The sequence below is a fragment of the Methylobacterium sp. NPDC097929 genome, assembly GCF_049543375.1.
Lineage (GTDB): Bacteria > Pseudomonadota > Alphaproteobacteria > Rhizobiales > Beijerinckiaceae > Methylobacterium.
Map to the genome: position 1 here is coordinate 97,232 of NZ_JBMVEP010000007.1, position 16,898 is coordinate 114,129.

General features: G+C 69.5%; 15 protein-coding genes and 1 tRNA gene. 10 read left to right on the forward strand and 6 right to left on the reverse strand.

Annotated elements, in window-relative coordinates:
• Nucleotides 1-23 precede the first annotated feature (23 nt).
• Nucleotides 24-635 carry a nucleotide exchange factor GrpE gene (gene grpE, locus ACPCJR_RS17210; protein WP_110352673.1) on the forward strand — a complete coding sequence of 204 codons (612 nt, stop codon included), beginning with the start codon at nt 24-26 and terminating at the stop codon, nt 633-635.
• A 106-nt stretch (nt 636-741) separates the two neighbouring features.
• Here the strand turns inward: grpE and ACPCJR_RS17215 are convergent, their stop codons facing one another.
• Nucleotides 742-1,599, reverse strand: a complete 858-nt coding sequence (locus tag ACPCJR_RS17215) for a prephenate dehydratase (protein ID WP_391512942.1) — start codon at nt 1,597-1,599, stop codon at nt 742-744.
• Between the two features lie 72 nt (nt 1,600-1,671).
• A complete protein-coding gene (locus ACPCJR_RS17220) occupies nt 1,672-2,415 on the reverse strand; it encodes a 3-deoxy-manno-octulosonate cytidylyltransferase (RefSeq protein WP_391512940.1) in 744 nt (247 codons plus the stop codon).
• Between the two features lie 318 nt (nt 2,416-2,733).
• Here ACPCJR_RS17220 and ACPCJR_RS17225 point away from each other — a divergent pair, with 318 nt between their 5' ends.
• From ACPCJR_RS17225 to ACPCJR_RS17265, 9 genes are all read left to right on the forward strand, one after another.
• Nucleotides 2,734-3,711, forward strand: a complete 978-nt coding sequence (locus ACPCJR_RS17225; RefSeq protein ID WP_391512938.1) for a c-type cytochrome — start codon at nt 2,734-2,736, stop codon at nt 3,709-3,711.
• Between the two features lie 166 nt (nt 3,712-3,877).
• On the forward strand, nt 3,878-5,788 hold the full coding sequence (locus ACPCJR_RS17230; RefSeq protein ID WP_391512936.1) for an extracellular solute-binding protein: 1,911 nt from the start codon (nt 3,878-3,880) through the stop codon (nt 5,786-5,788).
• Nucleotides 5,785-7,641 (forward strand): extracellular solute-binding protein, encoded by a 1,857-nt coding sequence (locus ACPCJR_RS17235; protein ID WP_391512934.1) that lies wholly within the window; start codon nt 5,785-5,787, stop codon nt 7,639-7,641. The genes ACPCJR_RS17230 and ACPCJR_RS17235 overlap by 4 nt, the downstream gene beginning before the upstream one ends.
• A 14-nt stretch (nt 7,642-7,655) precedes the next feature.
• A complete protein-coding gene (locus tag ACPCJR_RS17240) occupies nt 7,656-8,762 on the forward strand; it encodes a microcin C ABC transporter permease YejB (RefSeq protein ID WP_391512932.1) in 1,107 nt (368 codons plus the stop codon).
• Between the two features lie 71 nt (nt 8,763-8,833).
• Nucleotides 8,834-9,367, forward strand: coding sequence for a GNAT family N-acetyltransferase (locus ACPCJR_RS17245; RefSeq protein ID WP_391512930.1), 534 nt, complete (start codon nt 8,834-8,836; stop codon nt 9,365-9,367).
• 63 nt (nt 9,368-9,430) lie between these two features.
• Nucleotides 9,431-10,978 carry a class I adenylate-forming enzyme family protein gene (locus tag ACPCJR_RS17250; protein ID WP_391512928.1) on the forward strand — a complete coding sequence of 516 codons (1,548 nt, stop codon included), beginning with the start codon at nt 9,431-9,433 and terminating at the stop codon, nt 10,976-10,978.
• A 60-nt stretch (nt 10,979-11,038) separates the two neighbouring features.
• The gene (locus ACPCJR_RS17255; protein ID WP_391512926.1) at nt 11,039-11,821 is read left to right on the forward strand and encodes a glycosyltransferase family 2 protein; all 783 of its coding nucleotides are present in this window, start codon (nt 11,039-11,041) and stop codon (nt 11,819-11,821) included.
• A 35-nt stretch (nt 11,822-11,856) separates the two neighbouring features.
• A tRNA-Ser gene (locus tag ACPCJR_RS17260) sits at nt 11,857-11,949 on the forward strand.
• A 424-nt stretch (nt 11,950-12,373) separates the two neighbouring features.
• Complete coding sequence (locus ACPCJR_RS17265) at nt 12,374-12,772, forward strand: hypothetical protein (protein ID WP_391512924.1); 399 nt, start codon at nt 12,374-12,376, stop codon at nt 12,770-12,772.
• Nucleotides 12,773-13,275: 503 nt separating this feature from the next.
• On the opposite strand, the gene ACPCJR_RS17270 is transcribed toward ACPCJR_RS17265, so the two are convergent.
• The 4 genes from ACPCJR_RS17270 to ACPCJR_RS17285 all read right to left on the reverse strand — a co-directional run bounded on the left by ACPCJR_RS17270 (nt 13,276) and on the right by ACPCJR_RS17285 (nt 16,896).
• Nucleotides 13,276-13,803, reverse strand: coding sequence for a hypothetical protein (locus ACPCJR_RS17270; protein WP_391512922.1), 528 nt, complete (start codon nt 13,801-13,803; stop codon nt 13,276-13,278).
• Nucleotides 13,804-13,814: 11 nt separating this feature from the next.
• Nucleotides 13,815-14,969 carry a zinc-dependent alcohol dehydrogenase gene (locus ACPCJR_RS17275; RefSeq protein ID WP_391512920.1) on the reverse strand — a complete coding sequence of 385 codons (1,155 nt, stop codon included), beginning with the start codon at nt 14,967-14,969 and terminating at the stop codon, nt 13,815-13,817.
• A 323-nt stretch (nt 14,970-15,292) separates the two neighbouring features.
• The gene (locus ACPCJR_RS17280) at nt 15,293-16,411 is read right to left on the reverse strand and encodes a 2'-deoxycytidine 5'-triphosphate deaminase (protein WP_391512918.1); all 1,119 of its coding nucleotides are present in this window, start codon (nt 16,409-16,411) and stop codon (nt 15,293-15,295) included.
• Complete coding sequence (locus tag ACPCJR_RS17285) at nt 16,408-16,896, reverse strand: hypothetical protein (protein ID WP_391512916.1); 489 nt, start codon at nt 16,894-16,896, stop codon at nt 16,408-16,410. The genes ACPCJR_RS17280 and ACPCJR_RS17285 overlap by 4 nt, the downstream gene beginning before the upstream one ends.
• Nucleotides 16,897-16,898 lie beyond the last annotated feature (2 nt).

A 16,898-nucleotide genomic window follows, 5' to 3' on the forward strand; every position in this document is an offset into this window, starting at 1 on the left:
TCAGAGACCTGATCGATCGCACGATGATGGCTGACGACATGGACCACCAGGACCGGAACCACGGCGCGGAGACGCCCGCGTCCGAGGCGGCACGGGGCGCTCAGACCGCCGGTGCGGACGCCGAAGCCCTGGCCGGCGCGATCGCCGAGCGCGACGAGTTCAAGGACCGTCTGCTGCGCACGCTCGCGGAGATGGAGAACCTGCGCCGCCGCACCGAGCGCGAGGTCGCCGACGCCCGCACCTACGCGGTCACGAACTTCGCCCGCGACATGCTCAACACCGCCGACAACGTCCGCCGCGCCCTCGACAGCGTGCCGGCCGAGGCCCGCGCCCAGGCGGACGGCGCCTTCAAGGCGCTGATCGAGGGCATCGAGCTGACCGAGCGCGACCTGACCAAGACCCTGGAGCGCCACGGCGTGAAGATCGTGGAGCCCAACGGCCAGCGCTTCGACCCGAACCGGCATCAGGCGATGTTCGAGGTGCCCAACACCGAGGTTCCGAACGGCACCGTGGTGCAGGTGGTGCAGACCGGCTACGTCATCGGCGACCGGACCCTGCGCCCGGCGCTGGTCGGCGTCTCCAAGGGCGGCCCGAAGCCCGAGGCCGGCAAGGACAAGGCGGCCGACGCGGCCTGAGCCGGCCGCCGCAATCGCGCGGATGGATCGCTCCACCCGTTCGATCGCGATGTCGTCAGAGCAAAAGGCCGGCCCCTCGCGGGTCGGCCTTTTGCTTATGCCTCGCCTATTCCGCAGCCTGCCGCGTCGTCTCGCGGAAGGGATGGGCCGGGTAGGTGCCGATGACGCGCAGCTCCTTCGAGAAGTAGCGCAGCTCTTCCAGCGCCCGGCGCAGCCCGTCATCCTCGGGGTGGCCGTCGACCTCGGCGTAGAACTGGGTCGCGGTGAACTGGCCCTCGACCATGTAGCTCTCGAGCTTCGACATGTTGACGCCGTTGGTGGCAAAGCCCCCGAGCGCCTTGTAGAGCGCGGCCGGGATGTTGCGGACCCGGAAGATGAAGCTCGTCACCATCGGCCCGGCATCGGGCGCGACCTCGACCGGCTCGGGCGAGAACACCACGAAGCGGGTGGTGTTGTGCGCCTCGTCCTCCACGTCGCGCTCGATGATGTCGAGGCCGTAGACCTCCGCCGCCAGAGCCGGCGCCAGGGCCGCGCGGGTGGGATCCCCCGCCTCGGCCACCTCGCGGGCGGCACCGGCCGTGTCGCCGGCCACGACCGCCTTGAGGCCCAGGCGCCGGGTGATCCGGCGGCACTGCCCCAGGGCGTGGATGTGGCTGTGCACGCTGCGCAGATCCTCCGCCCGGGTCCCCGGCAACACCATGAGCTGGAAGTGGATCGGCAGGAAGTGCTCGGCCACGATGTGCAGACGCGCGGTCGGGATCAGGTGGTGGATGTCGGCCACCCGACCGGCGATGGAGTTCTCGATCGGGATCATCGCGAGCGAGGCCCGGCCCTCGTTCACCGCGGCGAAGGCGTCCTCGAAGGTCGCGCAGGGCAGCGCGGTCCAGCCGGGATAGGCCTGCGAGCAGATGATGTGGGAGTTCGCCCCAGGCTCGCCCTGGTAGGCTATCGTGCGGTCGGTCATCGGCAGTGCAGCGGCCTGAGGAGTTTGCGCCGGCTTCGGAACGGGGCCGAAGCGGGCGGCGGACGGCAGGTTTCAGTTGAGGCGGCGGACGGCGAGCAGCGTGCGGGCGCGCTCGAGGTCGGCGGGGGTGTCGACGCCGAGCGGCAGATCCTCGACGATCACGGCGTCGATGCGCATTCCGGCTTCCAGGGCGCGCAGCTGCTCCAGCTTCTCGCGCCGCTCCAGCTCGCCCTGCGGCAGGCGGACGAAGCGCGCCAGCGCCTTCCGGCGATAGGCGTAGAGCCCGATATGATGGAACAGCGGCCCCTCCCCCCAGGGCGCGCGCGCCCTCGTGAAGGCGAGCGCCCGCAGGCGGTTCGGGCCGACGCTGTGGCCGATGATCTTGACCACGTTCGGGTCGTCCATCTCCTCGACCCGATGGATCACCGCGCAGAGGGTGGCGATGTCGACCTGCGGGTCGGCGAGCGGCGTCACCGCCGCGGCGATGATGCCCGGATCGATGGTCGGCAGGTCGCCCTGCACGTTGACGACGACATCGTGGTTGCCGTCCGGATCGACGATCTCCAGCGCCTCGGCGAGACGGTCGGAGCCGGAAGGGTGGTCAGTCCGCGTCATCACCGCGAGGCCGCCCTGCGCCTCGACCGCCGCGGCGATCTCGGCCGTGTCGGTGGCGACCACCACGGGGCCGATGCCCGCCTCCACGGCGCGGCGCCAGACATGCACGATCATGGGCTCGCCCGCGATCTCGGCCATCGGCTTGGACGGCAGCCGGGTCGCGGCGAGGCGGGCCGGAATCAGGATCAGGGGATCGGACATGATCGAGGGACGGGCCAGAGCGGAGGTGCTTGAGGTTGGATCGCGCCCGGCGCAGCGGGCGGGTGAGCCTCTAGCAGCGGCCGTGCGGCTTGTCATTTCCGGCTCCGGCGGCTTCCGGTGCGGCAGCGCTGCAACGCAGCGGGCCTACGCGCGCCTAAGAATGACGGAAACCGGGTATGCGACAGCGCGCAGCGCGCAGGGGCCATTGTCAAGATCGGGCCCGAGCGGCTAATCACCCTTGAAATCCTCCAAAGTCCGGCGCTGCCCGTCGGGCCCTCATCCGCCGGGTCCTGATCCCGCGCGCCGGAGCTGTCGAGCATGGATTCCTTCGAGCTGAACAAGGTCGCCGGCGCTGTCCTGGGGGCCCTGCTGTTCGCGGTCGGATCGGGTTTCGTGGCGGAGCTGATCTATCACCCCAAGCCCGCCGGCAGTGCTGGCTACGCCCTGCCCGAGCCCGAGCCGAAGAGCGGCGGGGCCGCGGCGGAAGCGCCGAAGGCCGAGCCCATCGCCGTGCGGCTGGCCAGCGCCGATGCCGACAAGGGCAAGGGCGGCACCAAGGCCTGCGCCGCCTGCCACAGCTTCGAGAAGGGTGGCCCGAACAAGGTCGGCCCGGACCTCTGGGACGTGGTGGAGCGCGAGAAGGCGCACGCGGCGGGCTTCGACTATTCCGCGGCCCTCAAGGAGAAGGGCGGCACCTGGACCTACGACGATCTCGACCACTTCCTCGAGAACCCCAAGGGCTACGCGAAGGGCACCAAGATGGCCTTCGCCGGTATCAGCTCGCCGGCCGAGCGCGCCAACGTGATCGCCTATCTGCGCAGCCTTTCCGACAGCCCGAAGCCCCTGCCGGTCGCCGAGAAGAAGGAAGAGAAGGCCCCCGAGGGCGAGAAGAAGGCCGAGGCCGATAAGCCCGCGGACGCCAAGGCGACGGAGTCCAAGCCCGCGGACGCGAACCCGGCCGAGAGCAAGTCTTCCGAGAGCAAGACCGGCGAGGGTCAGCCCGCGGCCGGCAAGTCGACCGAGCCGAAGCCGGTCGAGACCCCGACCGGCGACAAGAGCAAGACGCCCGAGACCAACGCGCCGCGCGGCGCCACTCAGTCCGGCGACGGCCGCGATACGGCCCGCCCCGTGCCCTCGCCGGAGATCCAGCCGCAGCGCAACGAGGTCGCCCCGACCCAGGCGCCGGAAGCCAAGCCCTCGGGCGACATCCCGACCAAGGCGGCCCCGTCCGATTCCGAGGGCCCCGCGGCCACCGAGGCGCCGGCCAAGGCCGATCCCGACGCCGCCAAGCCGTAAGGCAAGAGCGGACACGATCCGAAACGGCGAAGGCCGGGCCCCGCAAGGCCCGGCCTTTCTCGTTCGTGCACCGCCCTGCGCGCTCGCGGCGTCTTTGCGCCGGAGGCGGCTCCGTCCTAGAACGGCGGCCCATCCTCGCACCATCGGACCGGGAGACCGCGCCAACGTGACAGAGAACGCCGTGATCGCATGCCGCAGCTTCCTCGCCGGAGCGCTCGTTCTCCTCGGGCTACGCGGCTCCGCCTCGGCGCAGGAGCCGGCGGAATCCGCCTCGAAGGTCTCGGCACAGGAGGCTCCCGGCACCTGGCACCACGCGCTGACCCTGCTCGGAAAGCCGAAATACGGACCCGACTTCCAGCATTTCGAGTACGCGAACCCGAACGCCCCCGTCGGCGGCCTGGTGCGGCTGGGCGCGCAGGGCGGCTTCGACAACCTCAACTTCATCGTCAACGGGTTGAAGGGCGATCTCGAAGGCGGGATCATCCAGATCTACGACACGCTGATGGAAGATTCGGGTGACGAGCCGTTCTCCTCCTACGGCCTGCTGGCCGAGGGCGTGCAGATCGCGTCGGATGGCATGTCGGTCAGCTACCGCCTGCGGGCGAATGCGCGCTGGCACGACGGCAAGCCGGTCACCGTCGAGGACGTGATCTGGTCCTTCGACACGCTGAAGGCCAACAGCCCGTTCTACGCCGCCTACTATCACACCGTGACCCAGGCCGAGCCGGGTGGAGAGCGCGAGGTGGTGTTCCGCTTCGCCGAGGCCGGCAACCGCGAGTTGCCGCAGGTGCTGGGTCAGATGCAGGTGCTGCCCAAGCACTGGTGGACGGGGCAGACCAAGGACGGCAAGCCCCGCAACCCCGCCGAGACGACGCTGGAAATCCCGCTCGGCTCCGGCCCCTACCGGCTCGCCCGCTTCGACGCCGGCCGCTCCGCCACCTACGAGCGCGTGGCCGATTACTGGGGCAAGGACCTGCCCGTGAACCGCGGGCGCAACAATTTCGGCACGATCCGCAACGAGTATTTCCGCGACGGGTCCGTGCTGCTGGAGGCGCTCAAGGGCGACCTCTACGATTTCCGCACCGAGAACATCGCCCGCAACTGGGCCACGGCCTACGACGACTTCCCCGCCGTCAAGGAAGGTCGCCTCCTCAAGGAGGAGTTCCCCGGCCGCGGCACCGGCATCATGCAGGCCTTCGTGTTCAACCTGCGCCGGGACAAGTTCAAAGACGAGCGGGTGCGGCGCGCCTTCAACCTCGCCCTCAACTTCGAGGAGATGAACCGGCAGCTCTTCTACAGCCAGTACAGCCGGATCGATTCCTACTTCTACGGCTCGGACCTCGCCGCCTCCGGCCTGCCCGAGGGCATGGAGCGGGCGATCCTGGAGAGCGTGCGGGAGAAGCTGCCCCCGCGCGTCTTCACGGAACCCTACACGAACCCCCTCAACGACACCCCGGACGCCGCGCGCGCCAACCTGCGCAAGGCCGTCGGCCTCCTGCGCGAGGCCGGCTACGAGTTGAAGGGCGGACAGATGGTCTCGAAGACGGGCGAACCGCTCGCCGTCGAGTTCCTGGAATTCCAGAACGTGTTCGAGCGGGTGATCCTGCCGTTCGCCGCGCAGCTCAAGCTCATCGGCATCCAGAGTTCGGTCCGGGTGATCGATCAGGCGCAGTACCAGAATCGCCTACGCGGCTTCGACTTCGACATCACGACCTCGAACTGGCCGGAATCGCTCTCGCCGGGCAACGAGCAGCGGGAGTTCTGGGGCTCGGCCGCCGCCGACAAGCCCGGCTCGCGCAACATCGCCGGCATCAAGGATGCCGGCATCGACGCGCTCATCGAGAAGGTGATCTACGCCCAGGACCGCGAGACCCTGATCGCCGCGACCCGCGCCCTGGACCGCACCCTGCTCGCGCACAACTTCGTGGTGCCGCAATGGTCCTCGGCCGTGTCGCGCACGATCCGCTGGAACCGCTTCAACCGTCCGGCCGTCCTGCCGAAATACGGCTCCTCCGGCTTTCCGACGACGTGGTGGTACGACGAGGCCCTCGCCGCCAAGACGGGGGCGCCGCGGTGAGCGCGGACGCGACGCGCCGGGGCGTCGTCCTCGGCACCGGGGCGCTCGCCCTCGCCGCGGCCCTGCCCGTTCGCGCCGAGGGTGCCCGCACCAGCCACGGCCTGTCGAGCTTCGGCGAGCTGAAATACGGCGCGGACTTCCAGCACTTCGACTACGTGAACCCGATCGCCCCGCGGGGCGGGCGCTTCTCGGCGCAGCTCGTGCAGACCTTCGGCAATCAGGCCTTCGACACCTTCGACACGCTCAACCCCTACGTCTTCCGCGGCAACGGCGCGGCGGGCATCAACCTCACCTTCGACAGCCTGATGGTGCGGGCGCTGGACGAGCCCGACGCGGTCTACGGCCTCGTCGCCCGCTCGGTAGAGATTGGCGCCGACGGCCTGACCTATCGCTTCGCCTTGCGCCCGCAGGCGCGCTTCCACGACGGCTCGCCCCTCCGCGCCCGCGACGCGGCCTTCTCCCTCATGCTGCTGAAGGAGAAGGGGCACCCGACGATCTCGCAGGTCATCCGCGACCTCGCCGAGGCGACGGCCGAGGGCGACGGCAGCCTCGTGCTCCGCTTCGCCCCCGGCCGCAGCCGCGACCTGCCGCTGATCGTGGCGCAGCTCCCGATCTTCTCCGCCGCCTCTCTCGAAGGGCGCGACTTCGAGGCGCCGACCCTGAAGCCGCTTCTCGGCTCCGGCCCCTATCAGGTCGGGCGGATCGATATCGGCCGCTTCGTCGAGCTGGAGCGCGTGCCGGATTACTGGGCGGCCGACCTGCCGGTGACGACCGGCCAGAACAACTTCGCGCAGCTGCGCTACGAGTATTTTCGCGATCGGCAGGTGGCCTTCGAAGCCTTCAAGGGCGGCGCCTTCTCCTACCGGCAGGAATTCACCTCACGGATCTGGGCGACCGGCTACGATTTCCCGGCCATCCGCGAGGGCCGCGTCAAGCGCGAGACGCTGCCCGACGCCTCGCCCGCCAACATCCAGGGCTGGTTCTTCAACACCCGCCGCGAGATGTTCAAGGACGCCCGCGTGCGCGAGGCGATCGGCCTGTGCTTCGACTTCCCCTGGACCAACCGCTCGGCGATGTTCGGGGCCTACAACCGCACGACCTCGTTCTTCGAGAAGACCGACCTGATGGCGACGGGCAAGCCCTCGCCCGAGGAGCTGGCGCTGCTCGAACCCTTCAGCGGCCGCGTGCCGGCGGAGGTGTTCGGCGAGGCCTGGACCCCGCCCGTCGCCGACGGGTCGGGCCAGGATCGGGCGCTCCTCGCCCGCGCGGTGGCGCTGCTCAAGGAGGCCGGCTGCACCCGTGAGGGCGGCGTCGTGCACCTGCCGGGCGGCAAGCCGATCGAGTTCGAATTCCTCGATTCGGATTCGGTCTGGGAACCCATCGTCCAGCCCTTCATCCGCAATCTCGGGCTGATCGGGATCAAGGCGCGCCAGCGGGCGGTGGACGCCGCGCAGTATCAGGCGCGGGTGCGCGACTTCGACTTCGACGTCATCAGCCGCGCCGCCTCGGGCGACGCGACACCCGGCCCCGAACTGCGCGAGGCCTACGGCTCGCGGGCGGCGGCGATCCCCGGTTCGAACAACCTCGCCGGCATCGAGGATTCCGTGATCGATGCGCTCCTCGACAGGATCGCCGGTGCGGAGTCGCGCGCGAGCCTGACGGTCGCCTGCCGGGCGCTCGACCGGGTTCTGCGCGCGGGCCGCTACTGGATCCCGATGTGGTACTCGCCCGAGTACCGCCTCGCGGTCTGGGACGTGTTCGGGCGGCCCGCGAAGCTTCCCACCTACGGCCTCGGGGTGCCGGGCCTGTGGTGGTACGACGAGGCCAAGGCGCGCCGGATCGGCCGGGAATGAGGGTCTAGAGGGACATGCTGGCCTACATCCTGCGCCGCGTCGCGCTGATGATCCCGACGATCTTCGGGATCATGCTCATCACCTTCGCGATCATCCAGTTCGCGCCCGGCGGTCCCGTGGAGCGGGTTCTGGCCCAGCTCCAGGGCCAGCAGGAGGGCTCGCTCTCGCGCATCACCGGCGGCCAGGGCGATCTCGGCGGCGGCGCGGCCCGCAGCGGTGGGGGTGGCAGCGAGACCTCGAAGTATCGCGGCGCGCAGGGGCTCGACCCGGCCTTCATCAAGAAGCTCGAAGCCCAGTTCGGCTTCGACAAGCCGGCCTACGAGCGCTTCGGCAAAATGCTCTGGGACTATGCCCGCTTCGATTTCGGGCAGAGCTACTTTCGCGATGTCTCGGTGCTGCAGCTGATCAAGGAGAAGCTCCCGGTCTCGATCTCGCTCGGCCTCTGGATGACGCTGATCTCCTACGCGATCTCGATCCCGCTTGGCATCCGCAAGGCGGTCGCCGACGGCTCGCGCTTCGACGTGTGGACCTCGGCCGTGGTCATCGTCGGCTACGCCATCCCGAGCTTCCTGTTCGGCATCCTACTGGTGATCCTGTTCGCGGGCGGCTCGTTCTTCCAGATCTTCCCGATCCGCGGCCTCACCTCCGAGAACTTCGAGAGCTTGAGCCTGTGGGGCAAGCTCGTCGACTACGCTTGGCACCTGACGCTGCCGCTGGCCGCCCTGGTGCTCGGCGCCTTCGCCACCTCGACCCTGCTCACCAAGAACTCCTTCCTCGACGAGATCCGCAAGCAGTACGTCGTGACCGCCCGCATGAAGGGCCTCACCGAGCGGCGCGTCCTCTACGGCCACGTCTTCCGCAACGCGATGCTCATCGTCATCGCCGGCTTTCCCGGCGCCTTCATCACAGCGTTCTTCACCGGCTCGCTCCTGATCGAGACGATCTTTTCCCTCGACGGGCTGGGTCTCCTCTCGTTCTCCTCCATCGTCGGACGCGATTATCCGGTGGTGTTTGCCACTCTCTACATCTTCTCGCTGCTTGGTTTGGCGGTGAATCTGCTCTCCGACCTCACCTACACCTGGATCGATCCGCGCATCGACTTTTCCGCCCGCGGCGCCTGAGCGAACAGTCGTTTGCCGGGGAACAAGCGGGCTGCTATCGGCGCGGGTCCGTCCCCTTCTCGGCGCAACCCGTGACCGCGCTTCCCCTCGTCATCCGCCCCGAACATCCGGACGACGCCCCGGCGATCGAGCGGCTTCACGCCCGCGCCTTCGGTCCCGGACGCTTCGCCCGCACGGCCTATCGCCTGCGCGAGGGCGGGGCGCCCCTGCCCGACCTCTGCCTGACGGCGCTGGTCGGCACCTATCTCGTCGGATCCGTTCGGATCGGCGCGGCGGAAGCCGGGGGCGGGCCGCTGCTCGTGCTCGGCCCTCTCACCGTCGATCCGAGTTTCTCGGACCGCGGCATCGGCACGAGCCTGATGCGCGCGAGCCTCGACGCGGCCCGCGGCGCCGGGCACGGACTCGTCATCCTCGTGGGCGACGCGCCCTACTACGCCCGCTTCGGCTTCCGGCCCGTGCCGCCCGGCCGGCTCGTCTTGCCGGGGCCGGTCGATCCGGCCCGCTTCCTCTGGCTCGAACTGTTCGACGGAGCGAGTGCCGGACGATCCGGCCTCGTCCGGCCCCTGCGCGCCCGAGCGCCTGCCCCTCGCTCGGCGCCGGACTGACGGCCGCTTGACGACCGCCGGAGGGGAGCGGACACCGGAGGAAAAGACGACAGCCTGGGAGGAATGCCGACCGTGACGCCGAGCGACGACCGCCAGCCCCCTCCCCGTTTCAACGCGGCCCGCTACTGCCTGGCGGAAAACGCTCGGCTGCGCGGCGACAAGACGGCGCTCGTCATGGTCGGCGAGGCCGGCGCCGTCAGCCGGCTGACCTACGCGGAGGCCGACCGGGCGGTGCGCGGCATCGCGGCGGGTCTGCTCGGTCTCGGCCTCAAACCGGGCGCGCGGGTGATGATCCGCATGGGCAACGAGGCTGATTACGTCCTGGTCTATTTCGGCGCGCTGGCTGCTGGCCTCGTCGCCCTGCCCTCCTCGCCGCAGCTCACCGCCGACGAAGCGGCCTTCCTGATGGAGAATGCCGGCGTCTCAGCCGTCGTCACGGGCGAGGGTTTTTCCGAGGCCGGCGCGGTCGGCCCGGCCGACTGCCTCCGGCTCGATTCCGAAGCGATCGCGGCGATGAAGGCGGGTCCGCCCCTGCCCGACTACGCCGACACCGCCGCCGACGCTCCGGCCACCCTCGTCTACACCTCCGGCACCACCAGCCGCCCCAAGGGCGTGCTCCACGCCCACCGCGCGGTCTGGGGCCGCCGGCCGATGCACGCGCACTGGCTGGGCCTGAGCGACACCGACGTGATGCTGCATGCCGGCACCATGAACTGGACCTACACGCTGGGCGTCGGCATCACCGACCCCTGGGCCTGCGGCGCCACCACGGTTCTCTATAATGGGCCGCGCGACCGCGGGATCTGGCCCCGCCTCATCGCCGAGCATGGCGCCACGATCTTCGCCGCGGTGCCGAGCGTCTATCGGCAGATCCTCAAATATGCCGACCTCGCGCAGCACGACCTCTCCCGCCTGCGCCACGGCGTGACCGCGGGCGAGGCGCTGCCCGCCGATCTCCACGCGGCGTGGCGCGCCGCGACGGGCAAGCCGCTCTACGAGGCGCTCGGCATGAGCGAGATCTCGACCTACGTGTCGAGCGGCCCGACCATTCCGGTCCGTCCCGGCTCGCCCGGCCGGCCGCAGCCCGGTCGGCGCGTCGCGATCCTGCCCGCGGAGGGAGCGCCCGAGCCCCTGCCCATCGGCGAAACGGGCCTGCTCGCCATTCACCGCTCCGATCCCGGGCTGATGCTCGGCTACTGGCAGCGGCCCGAGGAGGAGGCGGCGGTTCTGCGGGGCGCGTGGTTCGCCGGCGGCGACCTCGCCCGCCTCGACGAGGACGGCTACCTCTGGTTCCAGGGCCGCAACGACGACCTGATGAACGCCATGGGTTACCGCGTCTCGCCGGTCGAGGTGGAGACGGCTCTGGCGGCCCATCCCGACATCGCCGAAGTCGGCGTGGCGGAGCTTGCCGTGCGTGCCGACCTGCGGGTCATCGCGGCCTTCGTGGTGCTGCGCCCCGGCGCCGAGCCCGACGAGGAGGGGCTGATCGCGTGGTGCGGCGAGCGCCTAGCCGCCTACAAGGCGCCCCGGGCGATCCGCTTCCTCGACGCGCTCCCGCGCACCACCAACGGCAAGGTGCAGCGCAAGCGCCTCGCCGAAGCCCTCGCGTAGCCGCGCTTGTTCGCATCCGGTCGCGCCGCTAGAGCGAACCGCCCGACCGGTCCGAGACCCATGCCCCCGCTGCCGCTCTCCGTCTTCATCATCGTCAAGAACGAGATCGACCGGATCGGCGCCACCATCGCCGCGGTACGCGATCTCGCCGACGAGATCGTCGTGGTCGATTCCGGATCGACCGACGGCACGCAGCGCCTCGCCGAATCGCTCGGCGCACGGGTGATCCACAACGACTGGCCGGGCTACGGCCGCCAGAAGCGCTTCGCCGAGGGCCAGTGCCGCCACGACTGGGTGCTGAACCTCGATGCCGACGAGGTGGTGCCGCCCGAACTCGCCCAAAGCATCCGCGCTGTCTTCGCCGGGGGCGAGCCCGCGCACGCCGCCTGGCGCATCGCCATCGCCGAGATCTTTCCGGGCGAGACGCGGCCGCACCCCTGGGCCTACGTGCTGACGCCGGTGCGGCTCTACCGCCGGGACCTCAGCACCTATTCGACCTCTCCGGTCCACGACCGGGTCGTGCTCGGTCCCGGCGTCACGGCCGGGCGGATCAAGGGCCGCATCCATCATTTCTCGGTGCGCTCGCTGGGCGATCAGCTCGACAAGCTCAACCGCTACTCTGATCAGCAGGCGGACGACCTCGACGCGCGCGGCGTCACGATCCCCGCCTGGCGCCTGTTCGTGGAACTGCCCGGCAACTTCCTGAAGGCCTATTTCGGCCGCCGCCACTTCGTGCGCGGCGCCTATGGCTTCCTGACGGCGATGAACTACGCGATCTCCCGCCACCTGCGGGTTGCCAAGCACTACGAACGTCGTGTGACGACCCCGCGCAGACCGGGTTGACCCGCTCCGCCAGAGCTTCTACAGCCGAGCGGCGAGGAGACGTGGCCGAGAGGCTGAAGGCACTCGTTTGCTAAATGAGCATACCCCTAATAAGGGTATCGAGGGTTCGAATCCCTCCGTCTCCGCCACCACCCCACCATCGCCATTGAACTTGCGCACTGAGTGTCCAACGCCATCAGTGCGCTGATCGTGGCATTCGCCGCGTCGATCCCGCTTGGATCAAGACCGTGATCGTGTGGCTGCGTGCGGCGACCGTCACGTCGTCGACCTCGCCGATCTTCACCTGAACACGACACGAGCGCGCCGCGTCCAGCCGGAACGAGGTTCGCACCTGTTAGTCTGCGGCATCCCGTTGTAGCGGATGATGTCCGTTTGCCAACCGGATGCGGCCGGCATCGTCGTCTCGGCGCCCCAGCCTTCAGGGAAGACTAACCTTGAGACTAACTAGTGGTTGAACCTGCTCAGGCCTGCACCTTTTGCGGAGATCTGATTCACTCAAAGTTTGTATCGCATTCCTGGCGCAGGGACGTGATTGCACGGGGTGGGGCGGCGATGAGTGAGACGATCGAATTCGGCCGGCGCGGCATGGGCGGCGACAGGCGGCTGATGGTTGCGGAGGAGGGCGTCGAACTCCGCCGGCTGTACAACCAGGACGCTCTCGGCCTCGAAGGAGCACCGATCAGCATTCAGATCCATGTCGGTCGGGGCGAGGGCCCGGCCAAGGACAAGCGGCCGTTTTCGCTGCTGAGTTCGAAGCTCTTCTGGCTCGTGGTGTCCCTCGCCGTGGCAGCGGGCGTGGCCTACGGCCGAACGCGCATGGTCTGCCAGAGCTTCAAGGATGCGGGACGATTCTATTACGGCATGGATGTCGACCGCTGCATCAGCGTCGTGCGCAACAATCCGCTGGCCCCGGCCGCGAGCATGCTGGAACAGGTCAACAGAAGCTATTGAAGCCGATTGGAGAAATCATATCGTCTCCGGTTGATTGCCTCGGCCCTCGCCCCGCTCCGTCATCGCGAGGCGGAGCCGAAGCGGCCCAGAGCGCGACGTGTCCGGAAGGAACGGAGCCCTGGATTGCTTTCGCCGAGCCTCGCAAGGTCGACGGAAGAGACCCAAGTGATCAACCGGAAATCGTATCAGGGGCCGGAATGCGGGCAGAGTGGGCGGACAGGTTCGCCCGATGCCTCGTGGCTCTGAAACGCCGCCCTCGGCGGACGCTTCAGAGCGGTGAGCCGATCTTCGGCGGTCGGTGAGAGCGGGTCGCCGAGGCGTCGACCGCGGACCTCGCATCGGTCGTCTATTGCGCGGCGCGGAAGAAAGCGAGCCGCTCAGGGTCGGGCAAGACGCGCTCAATGTGCCGGTCGCGAAAACCTGACAGGCGGGCGTCCAACCTCACGCCGCGGGAAGAACCCGGGCGCCGAGTGCCCCTACCCTTCCACGACAGGGAAGGCGGGTTAGCGGGAGCGGCGCCCGGATTTCTCGTGAGAGGGGGACGCGCCGGAGGTCGCCAGCCGGACCGCCAGGACGCTGAGTCCGAGGACGGCGCCCGTGACCAGAACCTTCCGCATCAGGCCCTCACGGTTGTGCCGTAGCTCGGAGCGGAGGCCCATCTCGCCCGGGATGTTCGGAACGTGCCCCCGCCCGAGATCTTCGACCACGCCCTCGACCACGTTCACGCGGTCGGCGGCCATCAGCATCAGCCAGTGCGCCCATTGCGATTCGCTGTAGCGGAAAGCTTGGCGGCGGATCATGCCGCTGACGCCGCTCGGTGGCACGGAGGTGCCGAAGACCGCCGGCAGGTCGTCGCGCTCGATGGATTGCAGAACCTCGACCGTCTCCCGCTGCTGGGGCGGCCGCCTCCAGCTCATGCCCCGCTTGTCCTCGTGCGAGCGGTCGCGCATCGGGTAGGTCGGATCGTTCTTCGGATCGGCGTCGACTCCCCAGCCGGGGATCCGGGTGGGATCGAGGGGCAGGTTTCTCATGTCGATCGTCCTCAACGACGCGCCGAAGGGGGAACGAGCACCGGCTTGATGCAGCCGTCGAGCTTGGCCGAGAAGATGTGGTAGGCGTCTGCGATCTCTTCCAAAGGCACCTTGTGGGTGACGAGCGCCTTCGGGTTCAGCCGTCCGGCCTCGATATGCTCGATCAGCCGCGGCAGCAGGCGCTTCACGGAGGCTTGGTTGGCCCGGATCGTGATCCCCTTGTTCACGACGTTGCCGATCGGGATCACGTTGCCGGTCGGCCCGTAGACGCCGACGATCGAGACGACGCCGCCCTTCTTGACCGCGTTGATCGCCCAGTGCAGCGCGGTCGCGGCGCCGGCCTCGAGCTTCAGCTTCGTTCCCATCAGCGTGTGCAGGGCGCTGCCCGCCGCATCGCCGCCGACGGCATCGATGCAGACATCGGCGCCCAGCGAGTCGGTCGTCTTCTTCAGGAAGACCACCGGGTCCTCCAGCGAGCGGAAATTGTAGACCTCGGCCGGGCAGTAGCGGCGCGCGAAGTCGAGGCGGTAATCGACGTGGTCGATCACGATCACCCGGCCGGCGCCGAAGAGCCACGCGCAGCGGGCGGCCATGATCCCGACGGGCCCCGCCCCGAACACCACGACCGTGTCGCCGGGCTGAATGCCCGCCATCTCGGCGGCCTGATAGCCGGTCGGCACCACGTCGGTGAGAAGCACCGCGTCGTCGAGATCCATGTCCGACGGGATCTTGCAGGGTCCGACATCGGCGTAGGGCACGCGCACGTACTCGGCCTGTCCGCCGTCGTAGCCGCCGGCGGTGTGGGAGTAGCCGTAGATGGCGCCGACCGCCGAGGCCTGCGGGTTGGACTCGTGGCAATTGCCGAACAGGCCCTGCTGGCAGAAGTGACACCGGCCGCAGGCGATGTTGAACGGCACGATCACGTGGTCGCCGGCCTTGAGGTTCTCGACCGCCGGTCCGACTTCCTCCACCACGCCGATGAACTCGTGGCCGAAGGTCGAACCGACCCGCGTGTCCGGCACCATGCCGTGGTAGAGGTGCAGGTCCGAGCCGCAGATGCAGGTGCGGGTGACGCGCACGACCGCGTCCTGAACGTGTTCGCAGACCGGCACCGGCTTGCGGTCCACGCGCACCCTGTAGGGGCCACGGTAATTCATCGCGAGCATGTCAGGGGCCTCCAACCTCGGCGTCGGGCAACCGTGGCGAAGGAGCCATGTTCCCAGGCTGTCGGCGAGCCTATTCGCGCGCTGCGGAGACGGCGTTGTCTCGCCGCTTCAGGCCCGCGCTGAGATTGATCTTTTGAAAGTCAGGCGGAGCGGCAGCGACAGCCTTGTGGCTGTCGGATCTGTTCGGCCGCGCGACGGTGCGACCGGACGAATGTTCTTGCCGACCGCTTCCCTGGCGATGAAGCCGCTTTCGCTCCGCCGAGCACCCTCGACGCCTCCACGCCACCGGCACCGACCGCGCAGAGTCTCCGGACCCGCCAGCGTCAGGCCGACGGTTCGGGCGCGTCGGCGAAGTGCTTGGACAGCTTCAGGCCTTGCGCCTGATAGTTCGAGCCGGCCCCCGCCCCGTACAGGGTCGCGGGCGGCTCCAGCATGCGCTCGTAGACGAGGCGTCCGACGATCTGGCCATCCTCCAGCAGGAACGGCACGTCGCGAGAGCGCACCTCCAGCACGGCGCGGGCTCCCGCGCCGCCGGCCTCGCTGAGGCCGAAGCCCGGATCGAAGAAGCCCGCGTAATGCACGCGGAATTCGCCAACGAGGGGATCGAACGGCACCATCTCCGCGGCGTGGTCGGCGGGCACCCGCACCGCCTCCTTGGAAGCGAGGATGTAGAACTGGCCGGGATCGAGGATCAGCGTGCGGCTGCCGTCGGCCGGGATCGGCTCCCAGAAGTCGCGGGTGCGGTGGCCGCGGGGCCGATCCACGTCGATCAGCCCGGTATGGCGCTTGCCGCGATAGCCGATGAGCCCGTCGAAGCCCGAGAGATCGACGGAGACCGGCACGCCGCCCTGGAGCGAGGACGGTGCCCCATCGATCAGCGGATCGCGGGCGTGGAGCGCGGCAAGCTCCGGCTCGCGCAGGCGCGGGTCGCCCTGGCGGAAGCGGATCTGTGACAGGCGCGAGCCCGTCCGCACCCGCACCGGGAAGGTGCGGGGAGAGATCTCGGCGTAGAGGCGGCCGGCATAGCCCGGCTCGATCTGGTCGAAGGCGCTGGCGCGATCGGTGATGACGCGGGTGAACACGTCGATGCGGCCGGTCGAGCTTTTCGGGTTCGCGCTGGCGCACAGATCGGGCGGGAGCGCCAGCGCCTCCTGCAGCTCGGCGATGTAGACGCAGCCCGTCTCGAGGACGGCGCCGCGGCTCAGATCGATCTCGTGCAGCGCGAACGCCTCGACGCAGGCCGAGACCGGGCGGGCGCTGCCGGGGAGGAAGCTGGTGCGCACCCGGTAGGCGCGTGAGCCCAGGCGAAGGTCGAGGCTCGCGGGCTGAATCTGGTCCGGCGCGTAGGGCGTGGCCGGGCGGATCACGCCCCGTTCGGTCAAGGCGGCGATGGCCTGCGCCGGCAGAATGCCCCCGGCCCGGGCCGGCCCGTCGTCGCTCATCGTCCCGTCCCCTCGCCTCTCTTGGTCCCGGCCTTCGCCTCGGCCTCCGCGCGCTCCGCCGCGTCGATCACCACCACCGTCCGCGCCAGCGCCAGCCGGGCGAACGCCCCCATGGCGACGAGGCCCGCCAGCGCGCTCGCCAGCAGCGCGAACAGTTCCGGCCGCAGCAGGGAGACCGCGCTCATCACCGCCCCGCCGATCCAGACGGCGTTGCCGAGCGCCAGCATCGGCGAGGGAAGGCCGCGGAACTCGGCCGCGACGCCGGTCTGCCGCCGCGCCGCCTGGCCCGCCAGCCGCCCGGCGGCGTCGAGGCTGAAGGCGAGAACGAGGGCCAGCGCCGGCCACAGGTTCCGGGCCGGATGCCACCACGCGAACAGAACCGCGGGCACGAGGGTGAGGAGAATGCCGAGGACGAGGCCCGGGAAAGGCGGCAGACGTTCGGGCGGCGATCCCTGGAGGGCGCTCCGGTGCGAAGCGTTCGGCACGT

What these genes read in the sequence shown, in the direction of transcription:
- grpE (WP_110352673.1), top strand. Translation starts at nt 24, where the DNA reads ATGATGGCTGACGACATGGACCACCAGGACCGGAACCACGGCGCGGAG.
- ACPCJR_RS17215 (WP_391512942.1), bottom strand. Translation starts at nt 1,599, where the DNA reads ATGACCGACCGCACGATAGCCTACCAGGGCGAGCCTGGGGCGAACTCC.
- ACPCJR_RS17220 (WP_391512940.1), bottom strand. Translation starts at nt 2,415, where the DNA reads ATGTCCGATCCCCTGATCCTGATTCCGGCCCGCCTCGCCGCGACCCGG.
- ACPCJR_RS17225 (WP_391512938.1), top strand. Translation starts at nt 2,734, where the DNA reads ATGGATTCCTTCGAGCTGAACAAGGTCGCCGGCGCTGTCCTGGGGGCC.
- ACPCJR_RS17240 (WP_391512932.1), top strand. Translation starts at nt 7,656, where the DNA reads ATGCTGGCCTACATCCTGCGCCGCGTCGCGCTGATGATCCCGACGATC.
- ACPCJR_RS17250 (WP_391512928.1), top strand. Translation starts at nt 9,431, where the DNA reads ATGCCGACCGTGACGCCGAGCGACGACCGCCAGCCCCCTCCCCGTTTC.
- ACPCJR_RS17255 (WP_391512926.1), top strand. Translation starts at nt 11,039, where the DNA reads ATGCCCCCGCTGCCGCTCTCCGTCTTCATCATCGTCAAGAACGAGATC.
- ACPCJR_RS17265 (WP_391512924.1), top strand. Translation starts at nt 12,374, where the DNA reads ATGAGTGAGACGATCGAATTCGGCCGGCGCGGCATGGGCGGCGACAGG.
- ACPCJR_RS17270 (WP_391512922.1), bottom strand. Translation starts at nt 13,803, where the DNA reads ATGAGAAACCTGCCCCTCGATCCCACCCGGATCCCCGGCTGGGGAGTC.
- ACPCJR_RS17275 (WP_391512920.1), bottom strand. Translation starts at nt 14,969, where the DNA reads ATGCTCGCGATGAATTACCGTGGCCCCTACAGGGTGCGCGTGGACCGC.
- ACPCJR_RS17280 (WP_391512918.1), bottom strand. Translation starts at nt 16,411, where the DNA reads ATGAGCGACGACGGGCCGGCCCGGGCCGGGGGCATTCTGCCGGCGCAG.